Consider the following 21,581-nt stretch of genomic DNA (forward strand, 5'->3'; position numbering starts at 1 on the left):
GAGGGGAACAGAAGTGGCGAACCTTTCGGTGAATATTGCCGGGGTGACCTTGAAAAACCCGGTGATCACGGCCTCCGGCTGCTTCGGCTTCGGCCGGGAATACGAGGACTTTTACGACATTTCCCGCCTGGGCGGGATTTCGCTCAAGGGGATGACCGCAAAGAAGCGGCTGGGCAATCCCCCGCCCCGCATTGCGGAGACGCCCGCCGGGATGCTCAACAGCGTCGGGCTGCAAAACCCCGGGGTGGACGCGTTTTTGCGGGACGACCTCCCCTATCTCAAAACCAAGGATACCGTGCTGATTGCCAACATCGCGGGCAGCACGGTGGAGGATTACTGCGAGATCGCCTCCCGACTGGCGGACAGCGAAGTCGACCTGCTCGAGCTCAACATCTCCTGCCCCAACGTCAAGGAGGGCGGGGTGGCCTTCGGGGTGAGTTGCGAGGGGGCCGCCGGGGTGGTGAGGGCGGTCAAGCGGCATGCGCGGCAGCCGCTGCTGGTCAAGCTCTCCCCCAATGTGACCGACATCGTATCGATCGCGAAGGCGGTCGAGAGCGAGGGCGCAAACGGGATCTCGCTGATCAACACCCTGCTCGGAATGCGGATCGATATCGAGCGCCGCCGCCCGGTGCTCTATAACAACGTCGGCGGGCTGTCGGGTCCCGCCGTCTTCCCGGTGGCAGTGCGCATGGTCTGGCAGGTGGCAAACGCCGTCAAGGTCCCGGTCGTCGGGATGGGCGGGATCGCGAGTGCAAAGGACGCCATCGAGATGATGATGGCGGGGGCCAGTGCCGTGCAGGTCGGCGCGGCGATGTTTTCGGACCCGATGGCCCCGGTCAAGATCATCGAGGGAATGGAAAGCTGGCTTAGCGGGCACGGGATTGCGGACGTAGGGGAAATCGTCGGCACCGTGCGGCCCTGGTCTTAACCGTGCGCCGGGGGGGCGCCCTGTTAACGGGCTGTGTCATGCTGCTTTCCTGTCTGCTGGTGAGCGTTTCGGCGCTCGAAAAGCCGACCGGAGAGTTTTATGCCGGCGACTTTGCCGACGTCTTTTCCGCCGAGCATGAGGAGTACTACATCGAGCAGGGGAAGCTGCTGCAGGAATCCTGCTCGGGCGCGCAGATCGCGGTGGTCAGCGTCCCCTCGCTGGAGGGGGAGACGGTCGAGCAGTATGCAAACGACCTGTTCAACGATTGGGGAATTGGGGATAAGGAAGAAAACAACGGTCTGCTGATCCTGCTCGCGCCCAACGAGCGCCAGATCAAGGTCGAGGTCGGCTACGGGCTGGAGGGCGCGCTCAACGACGCGAAGACCGGCCGGCTGATGGATGAATATGCCGTCCCCTCCCTGCGGGAGGACGACTTCGACGGAGGCGTCTATTCCCTTTACCGGGCGCTGCTAGCCGAGGTTTACCGGGAATATGAGGTCGAGCCGCCGCAGGGCGCGGGGCTCCAGGATTTCGCGCCGCCGGAGCCGGAGGAGCCGCGCTACTATGGGGACGAGGACTTTCTGCTGGACCAGGCGCAGCTCCTGAGCGGGGAGGTGCGCGAGCACGTCCTCGCTTACAGCGGGGCGCTCTACGACCACACCGGGATCAGGATCGCCTGCGTGATCTCGGACGAGACCGGCTCGAAGAGCGCGCAGGAATGCGCCGACGCGCTGTATGAGGAGCAGAAGATCTCGCGGGAGGCCGGCGGGAACGGGGAGAGCATGATCCTCTTTTACTCCCCCGCGCAGAACGATTGCGGGATGGCCATGGGCGAGGTGATCGACTATCATATGCTCAGCGCCGGCCGGGCAGACTATATTATCGAGCAGCGCCTGGAAAAAGCGCCCGAGGGGCAGACGCCCGCCGAAACCTTCCTGGCGGTCTATGACGCGGCTTTGGCCGACCTGCTCACCTTCTGGGATTACGCCCCGCCGGACGGGGTGGAGGTGCTGCCCGAGTCGGCCAAAAGCAAGGTCCTTTCCAATCTGCCCGGGATGATTTTTGCGGTTCTGGTGATCCTGTTTTTCACCATTCCGCTTTTGAGGTTTGTGATCGGAATCATCAGGGCGGGAGGAATCCGCAAAGGGTTCAGGGAGGCGTGTAAGCAGTCGTCCCGCTCCTCCCGGGGAGGCGGCTCGTGGGGCGGCTCGTCCGGGTCTTCGAGCTCGAGCAGCTCGAGCAGCAGTTCGGGCGGCGGGGGCAGTTCCGGAGGCGGCGGCTCGTCGCGCGGCTTTTAAAAACCACATTTTTGGAGGAACGATATGAAAATCATGGCGGTGGACCTCGGGGACGCGCGTACCGGGCTTGCGGTGTGCGATAGGACCGAGTTTTTGGCCTCCCCGGTCGGGGTGATTCATGACCGGGTGTTTGAGAGCATACTAAATAAGGTGGCGATCGCCACCAAGGAATACGATGTGAAGAAGGTCGTGGTGGGCTACCCGGTCAACATGAACGGCACCGTGGGCGAGCGCGCCGAAAAGTGCGAGCGCTTCGCCGAGGCGCTGCGCGCGCGGGTGGAAATCCCGGTGGTGCTGTGGGATGAGCGCTCGACCACCGTGTCGGCGCATAACATCCTCAACGAGACCGATACCCGGGGCAGGAAGCGCAAGGAGGTCATCGACGAGGTGGCCGCCACCCTGATTCTGGAGAGCTATCTTGCCTGGCGCAAGAACCACCCGGACCAGGATTAGACTGACAAGGGAGGCAACGGCATGACCGTTTATATTAACCGGGTGGGCAGCGCGCCCGATTTCGATGCGCTGCCCATCGCCAAGTTGCTCGACTATCCGGGCGAGAAGCGGGACTTCCGCCCCTTCGCCCAGGCGCAGTTCGCGCTGGGAGAAAAGGCCCTCTTCGTGCGGCTGATGGCCTTTGAGGTGGGCCCCGACCCCCAAAGCCGCCTGAGCGTCGCGCTCGAGGGGGGCGTGCTGCTCTCCTGCTTTCCCGGCGGGCGGCTCGAGGAGCTGGGCGGGGGCGGCCTCGGCGCGAAGGCGCAGGAGATCGGTTCGGAGGATTTGCAGGGGATCTACTGGGGCGCGGACCTCGCGCTGCCTCTGGCGCCGCTCTCCAACCGGCTCGGCCGCACGCCGGCGGTGGGCATGACGATGCGCGGCAACGTCTTTAAATCCCTGCACGGGGGGAAGACGGGGCGGGACCACTTCGGCTGCCTCTTCCCCTGTTCCCCGTTCGATCTGGGCGATGAGGGGCAGGTGCGCTCCTTCCTGGCAAAGCCCGGCTTCGGAGAGCTGACCATCGTCGGCTACTAGTCCGGTTGACAGGGCCGGCAAACTGTTGTACAATAATTGAGCGCTTTTAGGAGCGCTCCTATGCGCCTATAGCTCAGCAGGATAGAGCGACCGCCTCCTAAGCGGTAGGTCGGAGGTTCGAATCCCCTTAGGCGCGCCAGCGGCAAGCCGCCGTTCCCAAACGCGCCCCCCACAAGAAGTGGGGGGCGCGTTTGCACACCTAAGACTGTGGAATCGTCGCTATTTCAACTGATAAGAATGGAGCGGGCGGTATGGGCAATTTAAGAGAGCGGGCGGGAAAGCTGAAAAGGGATATACCCGCCGTGTTTTTGGCCTTGCGGGACCGGGAGACGCCGGTGCTCGCCAAGGTCATGGCGGCCGTCACAGTGGGATACGCCCTCTCCCCCATCGACCTGATCCCGGATTTCATCCCAATCCTGGGCTATCTGGACGACGTCATTTTGCTGCCGGCATTGGTGGCGCTGACGGTCCGGCTGATTCCCGGCCGGGTCTGGGAGCGCAGCCGCGCGCGGGCGGAGCATCTGTGGGAAAACGGGAAACCGAAGAAGTGGTACTTTGCCGTCCCCATCCTTGCCATATGGTTTTTATTCCTATGGCTGATTGTGAAGGCAATCTGGTTTTAGCGGTTTGGGCCGGGTGCGCCCCGAAAACAAAAAGCCCGTGCGGGTGCTATGCACCCGCACGGGCTTCCCTTTTATTCTTCGATCCCGGCCAGGGCTTTGAAGCTGCCGCCGAGCTGGTCGTAGAGCTTCAGATAGAGCTGGTAATAGGGCAGATAGCGCGCGTGCCGCGCCCGGTCCGGCAAGAGGCAATGGCCGGGCCGGGCCGTCGCCGCCACCGCCTGCTCCACCGACTGGTAGAGCCCGGCGCTCACCGCGGCGAGGAGCGCCGCGCCCCAGGCGGCCCCCTGGTCCGAGAGGGAAATGTCGGTGGGGCAGCCGTACAGGTCGGTGAGCATCCCCCGCCACAGGAGGCTCTTCGCCCCGCCGCCGCAGACGGTCATCTCCCCGACGGGGAGCTCTAGCTCCCGCAGCACATCCAGGCAGGAGAGCTGGGAGAAGGCCACCCCCTCCATCACCGCCCGGATCAGGTGGGCCCTCGTGTGCATGGCGCTCAGCCCGAAGAACACGCCCCGGCAGTGCGGGTCGGGATGGGGCGAGCGCTCCCCCATCAGATAGGGCAGGTAAATAAGCTTCCCCGCCCCGATCGGGATTTTCTCCGCCAGCCGGTCCATGAGCGTGTAGACGTCCACGCCCTCCCGCTGCGCCTGCTCGGTTTCGGGCGCGCAGCAGGTGTCCCGCAGCCACTTTAAGGAGAGCCCCGCCGCCTGGGTGCAGCTCATGACGCTCCATTTCCCCGGCGCCGCCGCGCAGAGCCCGTGGACCCGCCCCTTGGGGTCCACCCGGACGTGGTCGCTGATGGCGTAGATCACGGCGGAGGAGCCGATGGTGGTAAAGGCCTTCCCCTCCTTGACCACCCCCGCGCTCACGGCGGCGGCGGCGTTGTCCGCCGCCCCGCCCGCCACGATCGCGCCCGGGACAAGCCCGGTTTCATCGGCGGCCTTACGGCTGACCCGGCCCGACTCCTGCGCGGACTCATAGAGGGCCGGCAGGAGCGACGCGTCGATGTCGAAAATGGAGAGCAGTTCTTCGCTCCAGCGGCGGGTGCGGATGTCCAGCAGCTGCATCCCCGACGCGTCGCTGACGTCGGTGGCAAACTCCCCCGTCAGGCGGTAGCGGATATAATCCTTGGGCAGCAGAATGTGCGCGCACCGTGCGTAGAGCGCGGGCTCGTGCTCCTTGACCCAAAGGATTTTGGAGGCGGTGAAGCCGGTCATGGCCGGGCTCCCGGTGATTTCGAGGATCCTCTCCCGGCCCGCCAGCTCCTCCATGCGCCGGCACTCGCGCTCGGTGCGCTGGTCGCACCAGAGGATGGCCGGGCGCAGCACCGCGCCGTCGCGGTCCAGCATGATGAGCCCGTGCATCTGGCCGGTCAGCCCGACGGCGGCGATCCGTCGGGGGTCCCCTCCGCTCTTTTTCAGTACGCAGCGGATCCCCTCCAGAACCGCCTGCCACCAATCCTCGGGATCCTGCTCGGCCCAGCCGTTTTGCGGCTGGCTCAGGGGATAATCCACCGTCTTGGAGCTGAGGAGCGTCCCATCGCCCGCGCAGAGCACCGTCTTGGTGCCCGAGGTGCCCACGTCGATTCCCAACAGCAGCTTGTCCATGCTCATACGACCATTCCTTTCATCAGTGTGAGCCGCGAATTGTAATTGAAAGCGCCTCGTTTGAGCAGAACACCGGCATGCGCTCGATCGGCGCCTGGCAGACGATCCGCTGACCGCCCGCGAAGCGCTCGCCGGTGGCGGTGTCGATCCACTCCCGGCCTTCCGGGAGCCAGACGCCCCGCTCCCGCATTTCATGGTACATCACGGGGGCCACCAGCACGTCGGGGCCGAACATGTACTGGTCCTCCGTCTCCCAGGCCTCCTTCTGGTGCGGGAAGTCGTAGAACATCGGGCGCATGGGCGGGGTGCCCTTTTTGTGCGCCTCGGCCATCAGCCCGGTGACATAGGGGCGGATCCGCTCGCGCAGCTGCATATAGTCCTTGCAGATTTCATAGACCGGCCCGCCGAAGCTGTAGACTTCGTTCTCGGCCCCCGAGGAGCACATCCCCCCGCCCACCTTGTCGCTGAGCGGCTCCTTCCAGGGGAGGCGGCTGCCGTGCAGGCGCATGACCGGGCAGAAGGCGCCGTACTGGAACCAACGCACCAGCACCTCATGGAAATACGGGTCGTGGATGTCCCCGCCGTTGAAGCCGCCGATGTCGGTGGTCCACCAGGGGATTCCCGCGATGGACATGCTTAGCCCCGCGGCGAACTGGTCCCGCATCGACTCGAAGCTCGAGTGGATGTCCCCCGACCAGACCAGGGTCCCGTAGCGCTGGGAGCCGGCCCAGGCGCAGCGTATGAGCATGAGGGGGTCCTCGCCTTCGCGCCTCAGCCCATCGTAAAAGGCCTTGGCGTACAGCGCGGGGTAGATGTTCCCCACCTTGAGGTTGCTGCCCAGGCTGTAGCGGTAGAGGTCGAAGTCATAGGTGGAGTACTCCGGTTCGGCCGCATCCAGCCAGAAGGAGCGTATCCCGTAGTCATAGTAGTTCTTTTTGCATTCGTTCCAGACGAACTCGCGCGCCTCGGGGTTGGTCGCGTCGAAGAAGGTCTCGTTGCCCAAAAACTGCATCTGGGTGCGCACTCCCCGGTCGGTCTGGGCCAGGAGCCCGCGCTCGAGCATGAGGGGAAAGTTAGGGCTCTCGGAGTCCACCGTCGGCCAGACCGAGACCATCAGCTCGACTCCCAGCTCCCGCAGCTCGCGCACCATCCCCTCCGGGTCGGGCCAGTATTCCCGGTCGAACTGCCAGGTGCCCTGATTGGGCCAGTGGAAGTAGTCGATTACGATGACCGAGAGCGGCAGGCCGCGGCGCTTATATTCCCGCGCCACCTGCAGCAACTCCTCCTGGGTCTGGTAGCGCAGCTTGCACTGCCAGAAGCCAGTGGCGTAGTCGGGCATCATGGGTGGCCGGCCGGTGGCGGCGCTGTAGCGCTCGACGATCTCGGCCGGGGCGTCCCCCGCGCAGATCCAATAGTCCAGCTGCTGGGTGCTCTTCGCCTCCCATTCGGTCAGGTTGGTGCCGAAGGTCGCCCGCCCGATGGCCGGGTTGTTCCACAGAAAGCCGTAGCCCGAGTCGGACAGCAGGAAGGGCACGCTCGCCTGGGAATTGCGCTGGGCGAGCTCCAGCGTGGCCCCTTTCAGATTGAGGATGCTCTGCTGGTACTGGCCCATGCCGTAGAGCCGCTCGTCCCGCTTGGACTCAAAGCGCATGGTGAGGGAGTATTCCCCGCCGATCACCGGGCGCAGGTCCCGCGCCTTCACCTTTAAGAGGCTGTTAAATCCCCCGACGGCCTCCTCGGTGCGCAGGTATTCCTCCAGCAGCAGCCCGCCCTGACGATTATAAAAGAGCACCTTGCCGCTTTTTTCTATTTTGGCGGTGATCCCGCCGTTTTGGATGGCGGCCTCCTGGCCGTCGATCGTGATCTTCGCCTCCCCGCCCTCGCAGGGCAGCAGCGCCCAGTCCTGGGATTCGTCCATTTTATAGCAGCGCGTGCAGCGCACCCGCAGGGCGCTCCCGCCCCAGGGCTCGATCCAGAGCTTCTCCCCGTCGTATTCCCGGATCAGGCGGTTTCCCTCTTTCTTTAGGATAGCCATCGAATGTCCCCTTTCTGTAATGTTAACCCTTGACCGAACCGGCGGTGATCCCGCCGACGATGTGTTTCTGGGTGAAGATGAAGATGAGCAGGATCGGCGCGGAGGTGATGGCCGCCGTGGCCATCAGGCCGCCCCAGTCGGTGCCGTACTGGCTGATGAAGGTGCGCATCCCCAGAGTGATCGGCCAATAGGTCTGGTTGGGCAGCAGCACCAGCGCATAGAGAAGCTCGCCCCAGGCGAAGATGAAGGCGAAGGCCGCGCAGGTCAGCAGCGAGGGGAGCGTCAGCGGCAGCATCACCTTGAAGAAGGTGCCCCAGTTGGAGCAGCCGTCGATCGCGGCGGCGTCCTCCAGCCCCTTCGGAACGTTCAGGAAGGCCGTGCGCAGCAGCAGCAAAACGAAAGGCAGGGAACCCGTGATGTTCGCCAAAATCACCCCGACATAGCTGTCGGTCATATGCGCCTTGCTGAACATGGCGTAGAGCGGCAGCACCAGCGAGTTGCTCGGCACCATCTGGATGATGATGACCAGGAACATGATGACCCCGATCCCCCGGATCGGCTTGCGGGCCAGCGCATAGGAGGCGGGCGCCGCCAGGAGGACCCCGCCGATCATGGCGCACACCGAGATGATGAAGCTGTTCTTTAAATAGAGGTACAGGTTGCTGTTGCGAAGCTGGCTGAGGTAATTGCCCAGGTACAGCTCGTTGGGGAAGAGGGTGGGAGGGTTGGAGAAAATCTCGCCCGAGGTCTTGAGCGACGAGACGATCATCCAATAGATGGGGAACAGGTAGACCAGCACGATCAGCAGCCCCAGCAGGCTCTGCAGCGCCTTGCCGTACCGGTGTGCGAATTTGTATGTCGTCATGCCGCCACATCCTCCTTTTTGGAGATATGCACATAGATCAGCGCCAGCGCGATGATGATCAGGAAGGAGATGTTGGAGGCCGCCGCGCCCTCCCCGAAGCGGAACATGGTGAAGGACTTCTCATACGAATAATAGGACAGGATCTGGGAGGAGTTGGCCGGGCCCCCTTTGGTCATGGCGTAGATCAGGTCGAAGACCTTGAAGGTGTAGATGAAGCCGAGCAGGAAGAGTACCGAGATGGTCGGCAGCATCATCGGCCAGGTGATGTCCCGAAAGCGCCGCCAGGCGCCCGCCCCGTCGATGACCGCCGACTCATACAGCTCGCCGGGAATCCCCTGCAGCCCCGAGAGCAGGATGATCATATTGAAGGGGATGCCCACCCAGATGTTGGCGAAGATAATACTTCCGAGCGCCGTCTGGGCGCTGGAGAGGAAGTTGATCGCGTGGGGGATGATCCCGAGGCTGGTGAGCATATAGTTGAGAATCCCGATGTCTCCCGCCAAAATCCACTCGAAGATCGTACCGGTGATCACGGTGGGGTTCATCCAGGCGATGAGCAAGAGTGCCCGCATCCACTTGGCGCCCTTAAAGTTCTTGTTGAAGTAAAGGGCGAAAGCAAAGCCGAACAAGAAGTGGAAGACCAGGCAGACAAATACGAACACAAAGGTGTTGCCCAGTGCATTTTTAAAAAAGCGGTCGGACAGCACGGCCTGAAAGTTTTTGAGGAATACGAAGGGCTGATCGCCCGAGACGAAATTTTTGAGCGTCACATCCCGAAAGCCCATGTCTATACTATACCAGATCGGATAAATCATCAATACGGCGATGAACAAAACCGCCGGCAGCAGGAAGGTGTAGTCCACCCATTTCCCCCGTTTAAAAAACAGTGCTATGCGCCCCGGCTTTTTCTCTTTCATTTCACTCCACCTTCCATCTCTTCGTTCATCTTTCCACGCAATAGGGCAAGGAAGCCCTCCTTGCCCTATTGCCGTCCTCTAAAGTGGGTCTGTTAGGACCCGAAAAATGCGTTGTACATGGGGGTGATGGTCGCGGCCGCCTCGTCCATCGCCTGCTGGGCGGTCTCCTGCCCGCCCATCGCAAGCCCCATGGCGACCTGGATGGCCTTGGACATCTCGTTGTACTGCGGGCCGTAGGCGCGGGGTCTTGCAACCACCAGCTGGTCGATGAAAATCTTGTTGATCGGGTCGTCCTGATAATAGGGGTCCTTGGCAAGCTCGGTGTCGGCGGGCAGCTGGCCGATGTCCTTGAGGAACTGGCCGTAGCGGCTCGGCTCCAGGACATACTCGACGAACTTCCAGATGCTTTCCACATCCGACCCGTTGCCGATCCCGAAGCTCTCGCCGCCCAGGATCGAGGTGTATTCGCCGTTGTCGGCCTTCGGGATCATGGTGATGTCCCACTTCATGTCGGGGGCGTTCTCCTGCAGGGGAGGCACGTTCCAGGGGCCGTTGAGCATCATGGCCGCCCGCCCGGTCTCGAACAGGACGCGCGCGTCCTCCTGGCTGTTGGTCACAGTGTCCTTGGACATCAGCCCCTCGTCGATCATTTTGGAAAGCAGGTCGAGCGCCTCGACGCCGCCCGGGGCCGCCACGTTGTCCAGGTCCGCTCCGGCCGACCAGAGGAAGGGCAGGAACTGGAACACGCCGTCCTCGCCCTCGCCCGCCATGGCGAAGCCGTACATGTCGTCGGTCGCCACCGCCTTGGCGGTCTCATACAGCTCGGTCCAGTTGGTGGGCGGGGTCTCGATCAGGTCGGTGCGGTAGAAGAAGGCCACGCAGTTGGCATAGCAGGGGAAGCCGTAGAGCTTGTCGCCCACCGTGTGCTGCTCGACGACGTAGGGGAGGGTGTTCTTCATGATTCCGCTGCTTTCGATCTGGCTTGTGATGTCTGCGAGCACCCCCGCCTCCACCAGCGTCGCGGTGGAGTTCGCGTCATAGAGGAAGAGCTCGGGCAGCACATTGCCCGCGGCACTGACCAGGATCTTCTGCATATATTCGCCGTAGGGGATATACGAGACCTCGATCTTGACGCCGCTCTCCTGCTCGTAGCCATCCACCATGTCCTGCAGCAGGCCCTGCTGCAGGTCGCTGTTCCAGTAATGCCAGAGCGCCAGGGTATCCCCCGAAGACGCGGGCGCTGCGCTGCTTTGCTCCTCGCTGCTCGCGGGGGCGGCGTCGCTCCCGGCGGGCGCCGAACCCGATTCGGCGGGTGTGCTGCCGGTGGAGCAGGCTGCCGTGGAAAGCAGCATGCCCATCGTTAAAAATACGGCCAATAGCTTTTTCAAAATAATTCTCCTTTCGTCTGCCTGACTGTCGTTTCGGTCTTTCCTCGGGTGTGTTTGCTCCGCCCCCCTTTCCGGTTTGCCCTATCAAATCAGTTTCCTGTTATTCTCCTGAAAACAGCACCTGGTTGAGAATCCCTTCCAGGTACTCCCGCTCTCCCGGCGCGGGACGAAAGCCCTCCAAACCCTGGGCCAGCGCGGCCAGCTCCCGCAGGTCGGTCTGCCCGCTGACGATCTTCTTCCCGATCCCCTCGGTGTACCCGGCGTAGCGTTTTTGCACAAATTCGTCCAGCCGCCCGTCCTCGATCAGGGCCGCCGCCTTGCGCAGCCCGAGCGCAAAGGTGTCCATCCCCAGGATGAAGCCGTGGAACAGGTCCTCGGGCGTGTTGCTGGCGCGGCGGGTCTTGGCGTCGAAATTGAGGCCGCCCCGCAGCCCGCCGGACTTTAAAATTTCATACATGCACAGGGTGGCGGCATACCCGTCGCAGGGGAACTCGTCGGTGTCCCAGCCCAGGAGCATGTCCCCCTCGTTCGCGTCGATGCTGCCGAGCATCCCGTTGATCGCGGCGGTGCGCAGCTCGTGCTGGAAGGTGTGCCCCGCCAGGGTGGCGTGGTTGGCCTCCAGGTTGAGCTTAAAGTCCCCCTCCAGCCCGTACTGCCGCAGAAAGCCGATGGCGGTCGCGGCGTCGAAGTCGTACTGGTGCTTCATCGGCTCCTTGGGCTTGGGCTCGATCAGGAAGTCACCCTGAAAGCCTATGCTCCTCCCATAGTCCACCGCCATGTGGAAAAGCCGGGCGATGTTGTCCTGTTCGAGCTTCATGTCGGTGTTGAGCAGGGTGTCGTAACCCTCCCGGCCGCCCCAGAAGACATAGGCGCTCCCCCCAAGTTTCACGGTCAGGTCGAGCGTCCTTTTCACCTGGGCCGCCGTGTAGCAGAAAATTTCCGGGGAATCACAGCTTGCGGCCCCGTTCATATACCGCGGGTGCCCAAAGAGGTTGGCCGTGCCCCAGAGGCATTTGACGGGGTAGCGCTCCATCTTCCCCAGGATGTAGTCGCCGATCTCGTCCAGCCGCCGCTGCGTCTCCTGCAGGGTCGCTCCCTCCGGCGCCAGGTCGAGGTCGTGGAAGCAGAAGTACTCGATCCCCAGCTTCTCCATCAGCTCGAAGCCGGCGTCGGCCTTCGCCCTGGCGTGCTCCATCGTGCCGGGCGCGGCGCCGAAGTTTTTGTCCATCGTTTCCGACCCGAACATATCGGTCCCGCCCGCGCAGAGGGTGTGCCACCAGGCCATGGCGAACTTCAGGTGCTCCTTCATCGGCTTTCCGGCGACGACCTCGTCCCGGTTATAAAACTTAAAGGCAAAGGGGTTTTGGCTCTTTGGCCCTTCGTATCTGACTGCTGGAATACTTTCAAAGAATTCTCCCACTGCACACTCCTCCTTCTGGTTGGGCCCGGCTCGTTTGATCCTGCGGACAATTTCTGAAATAATTTGCTCGTGCACTTTTATACTATCGAGGCCATTTCAGAAAGTCAACAATTTTATAATAATTTCGACTTATTTTATTAATAATAGTATTATTTTATGGTTATTATAACTAAAAATATGGCAAAATAAGTCAAACTCAATATTTGCGTGCTCGAACACGGTATTGTCAATAAAATGCCGGATAAAAGGCAGGAACGTGTCCGCCCACATATTGACAAGCCCCCGCTTCTCTTGTATGATAGCGGTAAGTATTATCCCCCCACATCGAGGTGCTGCCGCAATGGCTACAATCAAAGAGATCGCCACCCTGGCGGGCGTGTCGCGGGGAACGGTGGACCGGGTGCTGAACAACCGCGGCGCCGTCAATCCCCAGACCGAGCGCAAGGTCCGCCAGATCGCCGACGCGATCAATTATAAGCCGAACAAGGCCGCCAAATCCCTGGCGGTGCGCAAGAAGAATTACAAGATTGCGTTCATCCTTCCGGATTATGTTTCCAGCAACCCGTTTTTTAACGACGTGGTCGCCGGTGCCGAGCGCAAGGCCCGGGACCTCGGTGAATACGGGGTGTCGGTCGAGTTTTACTATTCCCGCTTCGCGGACCCGGCCGCCCAGGTCGAGCTGCTGGACACGCTGGCGCACGAGGGCATCAGCGGGGTGGCCATCGCCCCGGTCAACCATCCGTCGGTGGCCAAGAAGATCCGCCAGCTGATCGCCGCCGGAATCCCGGTGGTGACCTCCAATACCGATATCGAAAACTCGAACCGCCTGGCCTACGTGGGCAGCAATTACTATGAAGGCGGCCGCACCGCCGCCGGGGTGATGGGCCTGATCACCGCCGGGCGCGCGAACGTCGGGATCGTCAGCGGCTCGGGGAGCATCCTCGGGCACACCGAGCGGGTCCGGGGCTTCACCGAGCATATGGCCGCGCACGAGCCGGGGATCCGGATCGTCGGCCTTGTGGAAAACAACGACGACGACATCGAGAGCTACACGGTGACGAAGGACTTGCTGGAGGCCCATCCCGAGATCGACGCCATCTATATCACCGCCGCGGGCGTCTATGGGGCCGGGCGCGCGATCCAGTCGCTCGGGCGCACGCCGCCCATCCGGGTGGTCTGCTTCGACACGGTCCCCACCACCGTGCGCCTGATCAAGGAGGGCGTGATTGCGGCCACCATCGACCAGCAGCCCTTCGTGCAGGGCAGCAAGCCGCTCGGCCTGCTCTACGAATACCTCACGATGGGAGTCCTGCCGAAAAAGGAATACCTCTATACCGAGCTGGGAATCCGCATCCGCGAGAACCTGTGAATAAACAGGGGCCGCGCAAACCTTATGGTTTGCGCGGCCCCTCTTCCGTTTATACCCTGCACGGGAGGGCGCTTTCCAGCGCGGCAGTGATCTGCCGCAGGCGCTCCTCGCTGATCCCCAACCTCTTCTGGAACTTTTCCCCTTCCATGCGGGATACCTTCAGCGTGTCGGGAGCGAGCCGGCGCACGGCCTCCGTCATCTGCCGCACCGCCCCGTCGCTGTCATTGTAACCCTGGAGGATGGTGACTTCAAGGATGAACCTTCCCCCGTACTGCTTGCGGAAGGATTCCATGTTGGCGATGTATTTTTCCAGGGTGTAGCCCGGGGCGGGGCGCTGCACCTTCTGGAATCCTTCCTCGGTGATTACCTTGAGCTCCCCGATCACCTCGTCACATTGGTTTGCGAGCTCCCTGCACCGCGGGTTGCCGAGCAGGTAGCCGTTCGATTGCAGCTTGATGCGGCGTCCCTTGTCCTTGATGAAGCGGATGATCTCCCCGAGGTTTTCGTGCACCAGGGCCTCGCCCTTCGAGTTTAAAAAGACCAGGTCGGGATCGGTTTCGTCGATGCGCCGTCCAAGCTGCGCCAGCGCCCCGCTGATGTCGCCAAAGGCCTGCGGGGCGTCGGTCTTTTGGCGCGAGCGCCCGAGGGGGCAGAAGATGCAGTCGAAGTTGCAGCACTTCTGCGGCAGGATGTCGACCGACAGCACCCGCCTGCCCTCCCTGAGATAGATATCCTTGCAGCAAAATTCGTTCATAGGAAAGTCCTCCCTTAATATGGTTTTCTTATTTTTATAAGCAGGGCAAGGCTCAGGATGGATACGGCCCCCTCCGTCGCCGGGAGGGCCAGCCACACGCCGCTCACCCCCATCAGAGCCGTGAGCAGGAAGGCCAGCGGAAGGATCAGCACGAGCCCCCGCAGAACCGAGACCAGGTGGGCCGGAAGGGCCCGGCCGACCGAGGTAAAGTACATCGAGACCACGATGTTGAAGCCCACGAAGGGGGCGGCCAAAAAGTAGATCCTCAGCCCATAGACCGCGATCCGCTGCAGCGTGGGGTCGCCTTGGCTGTTGAAGGTCCCCGCGATCGGACCGGCGAACAGGAAAACCGACAGATAGACGGCGAGAGCGATCGCCAGCATGGCGCTCAGCGCATAGCGCAGCACCCGCCTCGCCGCCGCCTCCTCTCCCCGCCCGAAGGCGCGGCTCACCAACGGCTGCATCCCCTGCGCGAGCCCGGTGAAGATGGCGACCACCACGAGCGACAGGTTGGCGATCACGCCATAGGCCGCCACGCCGACATTCCCCAAAAGTTCCAGGAGGATGAAATTGAAGGCGATGATCACGATCCCGGAGGAGACCTCGGTGACGAGGGAGGGAAGCCCCAGCGAAAAGATGGCGCGCACCGCCGAAAGACGGGGCGGCCCCTTCGCGGGGCGAAGGCCGCTCCTCCCCCGCAGCCAGTGCAGGGAGAGGATCAGCATGCTGACCACCGGTGCGAGGCCGGTCGCCAGCACCGCGCCGAAGAGCCCCATCCCCAGCGGGAAGATGAAGACATAGTCGAGCAGGATGTTGCAAAAGCTCCCGCCCAGCATGGCCAGCATCGAGAGGCGGGGGGCCCCGTCGTTGCGCACGAAGCAGATCAGGATGTCGTTGCAGAGAAAGGCGGGGGCGAAGAGCAGGATCACCCGCAAATAGGTTTCGGTCATGGAAAAAACCTCGGTGTCGGCTCCGAGCAGCGCGGTGATCCCTTGGGAGCAGAACAGGCCCGCCAGCAGGAAAAGGACGGCCAGCGCCGCCGCAGGGCAAAGGGTGTCGGTGAACCACCGGCCGCCCCCCTGCTCATCCCCTTGGGCTTTTTTAATGGCGTACTTGGTGCCGCCGCCCATGCCCAGCATCAGCCCGCAGCCGTGGATCAGGCTGTAGACCGGGATCGCCAGGTTCAGCGCGGCCAGCCCCTGCGCGCCCAGGCCCTTTGCGATGAAATAGGTGTCCGCCAGGATATAGCAGGACAGCCCGAGCATCCCCAGCACGCTCTGCGTGCAGTAGCGGGCGAATTCCCGCAAGCCGGACCTTTCGATTGCGCTCCCCTCCTCAACACAAAAAGCGCCAGTGCTTTCTATCTTCAATGGCCTAACGATAGAAAGTCTGGCGCCAAAACTTCTTTACCCGGCGGCAAAGAAGTCGCTGTTTTGATTTCGGTTTATTATAGCACGGCCCGCGCGAAAATTGCAAGAGGGTGGGAAAATTTTCGCGCGCCGGGGGAGATACGCGGCTATTCGATGAAGTTGGTCCAGAGGTGCTCCTCGTACTGCGGGGGCTGCACGCCCGCCCTGCGGCCCGCCTCGAGGCATTGCAGCAGCCAGGCCATGTTTTCGCCCAGCGTGCGCATGGTCTGCAGCCCCTCCGCATCGCGGCGCACCTCCTCGGGGGAGTTGCCGTGCACCTGGTTCCAATACTGGGAGGGGACGATGGGCATATTGCTGATGGCGAAATACTTGTTGAGCCTATCAAAGGCGGCGCTGGCTCCGCCCCGGCGGCAGGAGACGACGCAGGCGCCCAGCTTCCCGGCCATGCGGGAGCCGCCGGCGTAGAAGAGCCGGTCGAGAAAGGCGGTGACCTGCCCGCTCGGCCCCGCGTAGTAGACCGGGGAGCCGATTACCAGCGCGTCGAACCCGTCCAGGTGGGAGAGCGTCTCATTGACCGGGTCGTCGAAGACGCACCGCCCGCTTTCATAGCACTTGCCGCAGGCGATACAGCCCGCGACCGGCTTTTTGCCGAGATACAAGAACTCGGTTTCAATACCGTGCTTATGCAGGGTGCCGGCCACCTCGCTCAGCGCGGTGTAGGTGCAGCCCTGCTCGTTCGGACTGCCGTTGACGAGAAGTACCTTCATGTGGGCTTCCTCCTTTTTATGCGGGTGCGCTGATTGACAAGCGCAATACCGTCCAGTACAATTGTAGTACAAATTGGAAATTTTTCAAGCGTGAGCGGAAAGGAAGTATCTATGAAAAAGACCGGACGCAGGATGCTCTCGTTGCTGGCGGCCCTGGCTGCCGCCGTGCTGGCCGGCGCTGCCGTCTTCGCTTCTCCCGCGGGAGAAAAAGAAATCACGATCGGGCTCGGCCAGCTCGCCCCCGGCGGGAAGGTTTCACTCGGCGCGCGGCATCTCCCCGCGGGGACGATCTGCCTGCCCGCACTCAGCTGGGAGGGCGGCGCTTCGCTCTGGGCGGTCTGCAGCACCCGGGACGGGGAACGGCTCGAATATCCCATCTTGAAAGACGGCCCGAGCGCCGGGGCCTTCGTGATCGAGGAGGCGGGGGATTATACTGTCGCCGTGCGCAACTGCTCCCTCTCGTCGGCGAAGAATCTCACAGGCAAGCTGACCTTCCCGCAGCAGGCGCCGCCGGCGGACCCCGCGCCAAGCGCCCCGTCGCTGGTGCTGCAGGGGGTGCAGGTCTACCATCCCGCGGCGGGCGAGGGGGGCTACTCCTATCTCCACGAGGTGGTCACCAACCACACCGGGAAGCGGATCGCCGCCTACGAGTGCGGGATGCTGGCCTTCGATCAAAACGGCGCGCCGCTCAGCCTTGACTGGTTCAGCCTGGACTCCGACTACGAGCCAAGCTACGACTATCTCTACGACTGGGGCGGAAGCGGCCCGGCCCCCGGCGAGACCGACAACGAGCCCGGCGGCTGGACGCTGGACATCCGGGGCGACGACCCCGAAGCGAAGAAGGTCGCGTACGCCCTCTATTGCTATAAGTCCATCACCTTCGAGGATGGCAGCGTGTGGAAGAACCCGGACTATCAGAGCTGGCTCACCGCCTGGCGGGGCAAGCGGGCCGAGGTGCAGGCGCTGCAAAGCTACTACCCGCACATCGAAACGATCGGTTGACGGGGCAGGCGGGCGCCCCGGCCAATCCCGCCCAGGCAGGCGGATTTTCTATAAAATCCGTGCATACTACTAGTAAATATGCGTGCGGCAGCAAGGAGGGCACGGGATGGAAAAGGAAATTTATTTCGCAGGGGGCTGCTTTTGGGGCGTGCAGGAGTTCTTCTCCTGTATCGCGGGGGTGCTTTCCACCGAGGCGGGCTACGCCAATGGCGGCAGCGCCGCTCCCAGCTATGAGGAGGTCTGCTCCGGCTCGGGGCACGCCGAAACGGTCAGGGTGATCTATGACCCGCAGAGCGTTTCGCTCCCCTTTTTGTTGGGGATGTTCTATTCGGTCATCGACCCGACCAGTGCCGATCGGCAGGGCCCCGACCGGGGGAAGCAGTACCGGCCGGGCGTCTACTACACCGACCGGCAGGACGAGGCGGTGATCCGGCGCTCGCTGCACGAGCTGCAAAAGGAATACGAGCAGCCCCTCGCGGTGGAGCTGGCCCCGCTCGCCCAATATGCCCCGGCCGAGGAGTACCATCAGCAGTATCTTAAGAAGAATCCGGGCGGCTACTGCCACATCCCCCCGGCCGCCTTTGCGCGCGCGAAGGCGGCGCGCGAGGCGCGCTGGAGCAGGCGGCCGCCGGAGGAGCTGCGCCGCCGGCTGAGCCCCCTGCAATACCGGGTGACCCAGGAGGGGGCGACCGAGCCGCCCTTTCAAAACGAGTATTTCGACCACTTCGAGCCCGGGATCTATGTCGACGTCACCACCGGGGAACCGCTTTTCTGCTCGGCGGACAAGTTCGAGTCGGGCTGCGGCTGGCCGAGCTTTGCCCGCCCGATCGGGAAGGCGCTGCTCGCCGAGCGGCGGGACCAAAGCTTCGGCATGGAACGCGTCGAGGTGCGCTCCAAGACCGGGGACGCCCATCTCGGGCATGTGTTCACCGACGGGCCGGCGCCTCTCGGCGGCCTGCGCTACTGCATCAACAGCGCCGCTTTGCGCTTCGTCCCCAAGGAGGAGATGGAGCGCGAGGGGTACGGCGAATATCTCACCCTGCTCTGACATCGGAAAGGAGGCCGGGCGATGGGCCGGCTAAAAACCATTTTGAGCAGCAGGCCGGCGCGCCTGCTGCTCCTTTGCTGGCGCACGGTCTATCCGCTGCTGGTTTACATGCTGGCGGGCTATCTGGCCCTCTATGGCGGGCTCTATGCCTGTGCGATCCGTTACGGATTTTTTTCGGGGGAGCGCGAAAATGCCCTCGCGCGGGCCTATGGCACGGTAAGCTCCAACCTGCTGCTGGTCACCTCCCTGGCGGCGCTGCTCGCCCTGCCGCTTCTGCTGTTCTTTTTGCGCCGGGACCGGCGCCGGGAGCAAAGGGGCGCGCCGATGGCACTGCCGCTTGCCCCGCTGGCGGCGGCGCTGCTCGCCGCCGGCGGCGGATTCGCCTATTCGCTCAATTTCCTGATGGACCGGCTGGGCCTCCTCGAGATGCCCTCGTTCCAGGAGGCGGGCGAGGTCCTCTATGGGGAGGGCCTGCTAATCCAGCTGCTGGGCCCGGGGATGGTCATCCCGCTGGTGGAGGAGCTGGTTTTCCGCGGGCTGGCCTTCTCCCGCCTGCGCCGGAAAATGGGCTTCTGGCCGGCGGCGCTGATCAGCGCGCTGATTTTCGGGGCCTTCCACGGCAACCTGACGCAGGGGATTTACGCCTTCCTGCTCGGGCTGCTGATCGCTTGGGTTTACGAGCGCACGGGGCGTTTCTGGACCTGCGTGCTCTTCCACGCCGCCGCCAACCTGCTTTCGATCCTGGCCTCGAATTTTACGGATGAGTTCTCAATCGTGCTGGCCGTTGCCTGCGGTGCGGCCGCCGCTGCCGGCTCTGCCTGGATCGGACAAAAAACCGCGAAAAGATTATAATGTTATGACATAGTTTGATGGATTCTTCTTGCCATCTCCCCGCTTTTTGTGTATGATAGGAAAGAATAATGAACGCGAGGGGTGGGTGGAAAAATGCTGGACGAAAGGGGCGGGACCCCGCTGTATATGCAGCTCTATCAGGAGTTTTTGGGTCATATTCTCGACGGGAGCTGGGGCGTGGACCATAAGCTCCCGCCTGAGATGGAGCTCTGCCGCAGCCATGCGGTCAGCCGGATCACGGTGCGCCTGGCGCTGGATAAGCTCAAAAGCGAGGGCTATCTCTACCGCAAGCAGGGCCGGGGGACCTTTGTGACAAAGCCGCCGATCCAGCAGCGCCTCCCCGCGTTTTACAGCTTTTCGGACGGAACCCCGACGGGCGGCAAGCCCAAAAGCCGGGTGCTCGGCCTGCGGCGCCAAAGCTGCCCGCAGCGGGTGGCCGAACGGCTGGAGGTCGAAACGGACACCGAGGTGTTCCGCATCGAGCGGGTGCGCTCGCTGGACGGCGTGCCCTTCGCCTATGAGATTTCCTATGTCCCCTGCGCCGTCTGCCCCGCGCTGACGGCCAGGGACATCGAGCAAAAAGGGCTTTATAATTCCCTCAAGCTGGGCGGCCAGCTCACGGTGGACAGCGCGCGCGAGTCCTTCGAGGCCGTCATCGCCGAGAAGAAGGCGGCCAGATACCTCGAGGTGGCCCCCGGCGCGCCGGTGCTGCATATCGACCGGGTGGCCTATTGTGCGGGCGCGGTGGTGGAGTATTGCAGCAGCACGGTGCGCGGCGACCGGGTGAAATATGAAATCATGCTCAATAAGTAAAAAGGGGCAAAGCTGATTTTGGGGCTGGGATAATCTGTTTTCCTTGCATGGCAATAAAAAGCCCTCACCGGTCGGCGAGGGCTTTTTATTCCCGGGGCTTACTGCTCGGCGCTCATCATATTCTCGGCGCAGCAGCGAAGCTCCTCAACGGTGCAGATGTCCACGCCGGACTGCTTGATGCTCTCCTGGATGTAAGCGGGCAGCGCGTCGAACTCCTGCTTGAGCTGGGGGTTCTGGGAAAAATTGATCGGCATGACTTTCACCTCCAAGGTTAGTGTTCGCCGCTTTGACCGGGTTTACCGATGGGAAATAATTACAGATAAAATTTTTTGACGCAATAAGTGAAATAATTAACAAGGAAGCGATGTGTATGAAAGAGTTGTTCGACCTGTTTTTGGCCTTTGCGAGGATCGGCGCGCTGACCTTCGGCGGCGGCTACGCCATGCTGCCGATGCTGCAAAAAGAGGTGGTGGACAAGTACCACTGGGCCACCGAGGACGAGCTGATGGACTACTATGCCATCGGCCAGTGCACGCCGGGGATCATCGCGGTAAACACCGCCACCTTCATCGGCTATAAGCGGCGCGGGCTGATCGGCGCGGCCTTCTCGACGCTGGGGATGGTCTTCCCCTCCCTGGTGATCATCACGGTGATTGCCGCCTTCATCCAAAATTTTGCCCATATCGAGGCGGTGCAGCATGCCTTCGCCGGGATCCGGGTCGCGGTCTGCGTGCTGATCCTGACCGCGGTCATCAAGCTCGGGAAAAACGCCATCAAGGACAAGGCGGGGCTCGTGATCTTCCTGCTGGTGGTGGCGGGCGGGATCCTGCTCTCCGCGTCGCCGGTGCTCATCGTGGTGCTCGCCGCCGTGGCGGGCGTTGTGATCCGTAAGGTAAGGGGGCGTGCGTAATGGTTTATCTCTATCTGTTTCTCGAGTTTTTCAAGACCGGACTCTTTTCGGTCGGCGGGGGGCTCGCCACCCTGCCCTTCCTCTACCAGATTGCCGAGCGGTACGACTGGCTGCCCATCGAGCTGATCCCCGACATGATCGCGGTGGCCGAGTCCACCCCCGGCCCGATCGGGATCAACATGGCCACCTATGCGGGCTTCAATGCCGCCGGGGTGCTCGGCGGGGTGCTGGCGACCCTCTCGCTGGTGCTGCCCAGCTATATCATCATCATCCTGATCTCCCGGTTTTTGGAGAAGTTCCGGGACAGCAAGCTGGTCGACGCCGCCTTCTACGGCCTGCGTCCGGCGGTGGCGGGGCTGATCACCGTGGCCGGATGGGAGATTTTCCGCATTGCGCTCTTTAACGCCGACCTGTTCGGCGCTGGCGGGAACATCCTCGACCTCTTCAATTTTAAGGCGATCATCCTCTTTGCGCTGCTCTTCTATCTGGTCAAGAAATTCAATAAGCATCCCATATTCTATATTGCCGGGGCCGCCGTCGTGGGGATCGTGTTCCGCTTCTAGCGGTTCCGAACCAAAACCTTTGCATC

Annotated in this window: 22 protein-coding genes and 1 tRNA gene; 13 read left to right on the top strand and 10 right to left on the bottom strand. The window is 62.6% G+C overall.

Annotated elements, in window-relative coordinates; all coding sequences use genetic code 11:
• The first annotated feature begins 13 nt into the window (after positions 1-13).
• From EDD78_RS01325 to EDD78_RS01350, 6 genes are all read left to right on the top strand, one after another.
• Positions 14-928: a dihydroorotate dehydrogenase gene (locus tag EDD78_RS01325; RefSeq protein ID WP_132083609.1), complete on the top strand. Its 915-nt coding sequence runs from the start codon at positions 14-16 to the stop codon at positions 926-928.
• Between the two features lie 38 nt (positions 929-966).
• Positions 967-2,226 (top strand): TPM domain-containing protein, encoded by a 1,260-nt coding sequence (locus EDD78_RS01330; protein ID WP_132083611.1) that lies wholly within the window; start codon positions 967-969, stop codon positions 2,224-2,226.
• 24 nt (positions 2,227-2,250) lie between these two features.
• Complete coding sequence (ruvX, locus tag EDD78_RS01335) at positions 2,251-2,679, top strand: Holliday junction resolvase RuvX (RefSeq protein WP_079700361.1); 429 nt, start codon at positions 2,251-2,253, stop codon at positions 2,677-2,679.
• 21 nt (positions 2,680-2,700) lie between these two features.
• Entirely contained in the window at positions 2,701-3,255 is a 555-nt protein-coding gene (locus tag EDD78_RS01340; RefSeq protein ID WP_079700362.1) for a hypothetical protein, read from the top strand.
• A 62-nt stretch (positions 3,256-3,317) separates the two neighbouring features.
• A tRNA-Arg gene (locus EDD78_RS01345) sits at positions 3,318-3,394 on the top strand.
• A 112-nt stretch (positions 3,395-3,506) separates the two neighbouring features.
• Positions 3,507-3,878: a YkvA family protein gene (locus tag EDD78_RS01350; RefSeq protein ID WP_079700363.1), complete on the top strand. Its 372-nt coding sequence runs from the start codon at positions 3,507-3,509 to the stop codon at positions 3,876-3,878.
• 71 nt (positions 3,879-3,949) lie between these two features.
• Here EDD78_RS01350 and xylB read toward each other — a convergent pair whose 3' ends face one another.
• From xylB to xylA, 6 genes are all read right to left on the bottom strand, one after another.
• Positions 3,950-5,488: a xylulokinase gene (gene xylB, locus EDD78_RS01355; RefSeq protein ID WP_350308569.1), complete on the bottom strand. Its 1,539-nt coding sequence runs from the start codon at positions 5,486-5,488 to the stop codon at positions 3,950-3,952.
• A gap of 16 nt (positions 5,489-5,504) precedes the next feature.
• Positions 5,505-7,517, bottom strand: a complete 2,013-nt coding sequence (locus EDD78_RS01360) for a glycoside hydrolase family 31 protein (protein ID WP_132083613.1) — start codon at positions 7,515-7,517, stop codon at positions 5,505-5,507.
• A 22-nt stretch (positions 7,518-7,539) separates the two neighbouring features.
• Positions 7,540-8,382 carry a carbohydrate ABC transporter permease gene (locus EDD78_RS01365; RefSeq protein WP_079700365.1) on the bottom strand — a complete coding sequence of 281 codons (843 nt, stop codon included), beginning with the start codon at positions 8,380-8,382 and terminating at the stop codon, positions 7,540-7,542.
• Entirely contained in the window at positions 8,379-9,299 is a 921-nt protein-coding gene (locus tag EDD78_RS01370) for a carbohydrate ABC transporter permease (RefSeq protein ID WP_079700366.1), read from the bottom strand. The genes EDD78_RS01365 and EDD78_RS01370 overlap by 4 nt, the downstream gene beginning before the upstream one ends.
• Positions 9,300-9,391: 92 nt before the next feature.
• Complete coding sequence (locus EDD78_RS01375) at positions 9,392-10,687, bottom strand: sugar ABC transporter substrate-binding protein (protein WP_079700367.1); 1,296 nt, start codon at positions 10,685-10,687, stop codon at positions 9,392-9,394.
• Positions 10,688-10,787: 100 nt separating this feature from the next.
• On the bottom strand, positions 10,788-12,107 hold the full coding sequence (gene xylA / locus EDD78_RS01380; RefSeq protein WP_132083615.1) for a xylose isomerase: 1,320 nt from the start codon (positions 12,105-12,107) through the stop codon (positions 10,788-10,790).
• A gap of 340 nt (positions 12,108-12,447) precedes the next feature.
• On the opposite strand from xylA, the gene EDD78_RS01385 reads away from it, so the two are divergent.
• The gene (locus EDD78_RS01385; protein ID WP_079700369.1) at positions 12,448-13,476 is read left to right on the top strand and encodes a LacI family DNA-binding transcriptional regulator; all 1,029 of its coding nucleotides are present in this window, start codon (positions 12,448-12,450) and stop codon (positions 13,474-13,476) included.
• A gap of 49 nt (positions 13,477-13,525) precedes the next feature.
• Here the strand turns inward: EDD78_RS01385 and EDD78_RS01390 are convergent, their stop codons facing one another.
• From EDD78_RS01390 to EDD78_RS01400, 3 genes are all read right to left on the bottom strand, one after another.
• Positions 13,526-14,230 (bottom strand): radical SAM protein, encoded by a 705-nt coding sequence (locus tag EDD78_RS01390; protein WP_132083617.1) that lies wholly within the window; start codon positions 14,228-14,230, stop codon positions 13,526-13,528.
• A 14-nt stretch (positions 14,231-14,244) separates the two neighbouring features.
• A complete protein-coding gene (locus tag EDD78_RS01395) occupies positions 14,245-15,537 on the bottom strand; it encodes an MATE family efflux transporter (protein ID WP_350308570.1) in 1,293 nt (430 codons plus the stop codon).
• A 209-nt stretch (positions 15,538-15,746) separates the two neighbouring features.
• The gene (locus tag EDD78_RS01400) at positions 15,747-16,367 is read right to left on the bottom strand and encodes a flavodoxin family protein (RefSeq protein WP_132083619.1); all 621 of its coding nucleotides are present in this window, start codon (positions 16,365-16,367) and stop codon (positions 15,747-15,749) included.
• Between the two features lie 111 nt (positions 16,368-16,478).
• On the opposite strand from EDD78_RS01400, the gene EDD78_RS01405 reads away from it, so the two are divergent.
• From EDD78_RS01405 to EDD78_RS01420, 4 genes are all read left to right on the top strand, one after another.
• Positions 16,479-17,369 (top strand): DUF5780 domain-containing protein, encoded by an 891-nt coding sequence (locus EDD78_RS01405; protein WP_132083621.1) that lies wholly within the window; start codon positions 16,479-16,481, stop codon positions 17,367-17,369.
• 106 nt (positions 17,370-17,475) lie between these two features.
• Entirely contained in the window at positions 17,476-18,417 is a 942-nt protein-coding gene (msrB, locus tag EDD78_RS01410; protein ID WP_132083623.1) for a peptide-methionine (R)-S-oxide reductase MsrB, read from the top strand.
• Positions 18,418-18,438: 21 nt separating this feature from the next.
• A complete protein-coding gene (locus EDD78_RS01415) occupies positions 18,439-19,269 on the top strand; it encodes a CPBP family intramembrane glutamic endopeptidase (RefSeq protein WP_132083625.1) in 831 nt (276 codons plus the stop codon).
• 93 nt (positions 19,270-19,362) lie between these two features.
• The gene (locus EDD78_RS01420; RefSeq protein WP_079700375.1) at positions 19,363-20,082 is read left to right on the top strand and encodes a GntR family transcriptional regulator; all 720 of its coding nucleotides are present in this window, start codon (positions 19,363-19,365) and stop codon (positions 20,080-20,082) included.
• 98 nt (positions 20,083-20,180) lie between these two features.
• On the opposite strand, the gene EDD78_RS13875 is transcribed toward EDD78_RS01420, so the two are convergent.
• Positions 20,181-20,336, bottom strand: a complete 156-nt coding sequence (locus tag EDD78_RS13875; protein ID WP_165873058.1) for a hypothetical protein — start codon at positions 20,334-20,336, stop codon at positions 20,181-20,183.
• A 116-nt stretch (positions 20,337-20,452) separates the two neighbouring features.
• Between EDD78_RS13875 and EDD78_RS01425 the strand changes: the two genes are divergently transcribed.
• Positions 20,453-20,992, top strand: a complete 540-nt coding sequence (locus EDD78_RS01425; RefSeq protein ID WP_079700376.1) for a chromate transporter — start codon at positions 20,453-20,455, stop codon at positions 20,990-20,992.
• Positions 20,992-21,555 (top strand): chromate transporter, encoded by a 564-nt coding sequence (locus tag EDD78_RS01430; protein WP_079700377.1) that lies wholly within the window; start codon positions 20,992-20,994, stop codon positions 21,553-21,555. The genes EDD78_RS01425 and EDD78_RS01430 overlap by 1 nt, the downstream gene beginning before the upstream one ends.
• The last annotated feature ends 26 nt before the right edge of the window (positions 21,556-21,581 follow it).

Source organism: Harryflintia acetispora (genome assembly GCA_004340125.1).
Classification (GTDB): Bacteria; Bacillota; Clostridia; order Oscillospirales; family Ruminococcaceae; genus Harryflintia; species Harryflintia acetispora.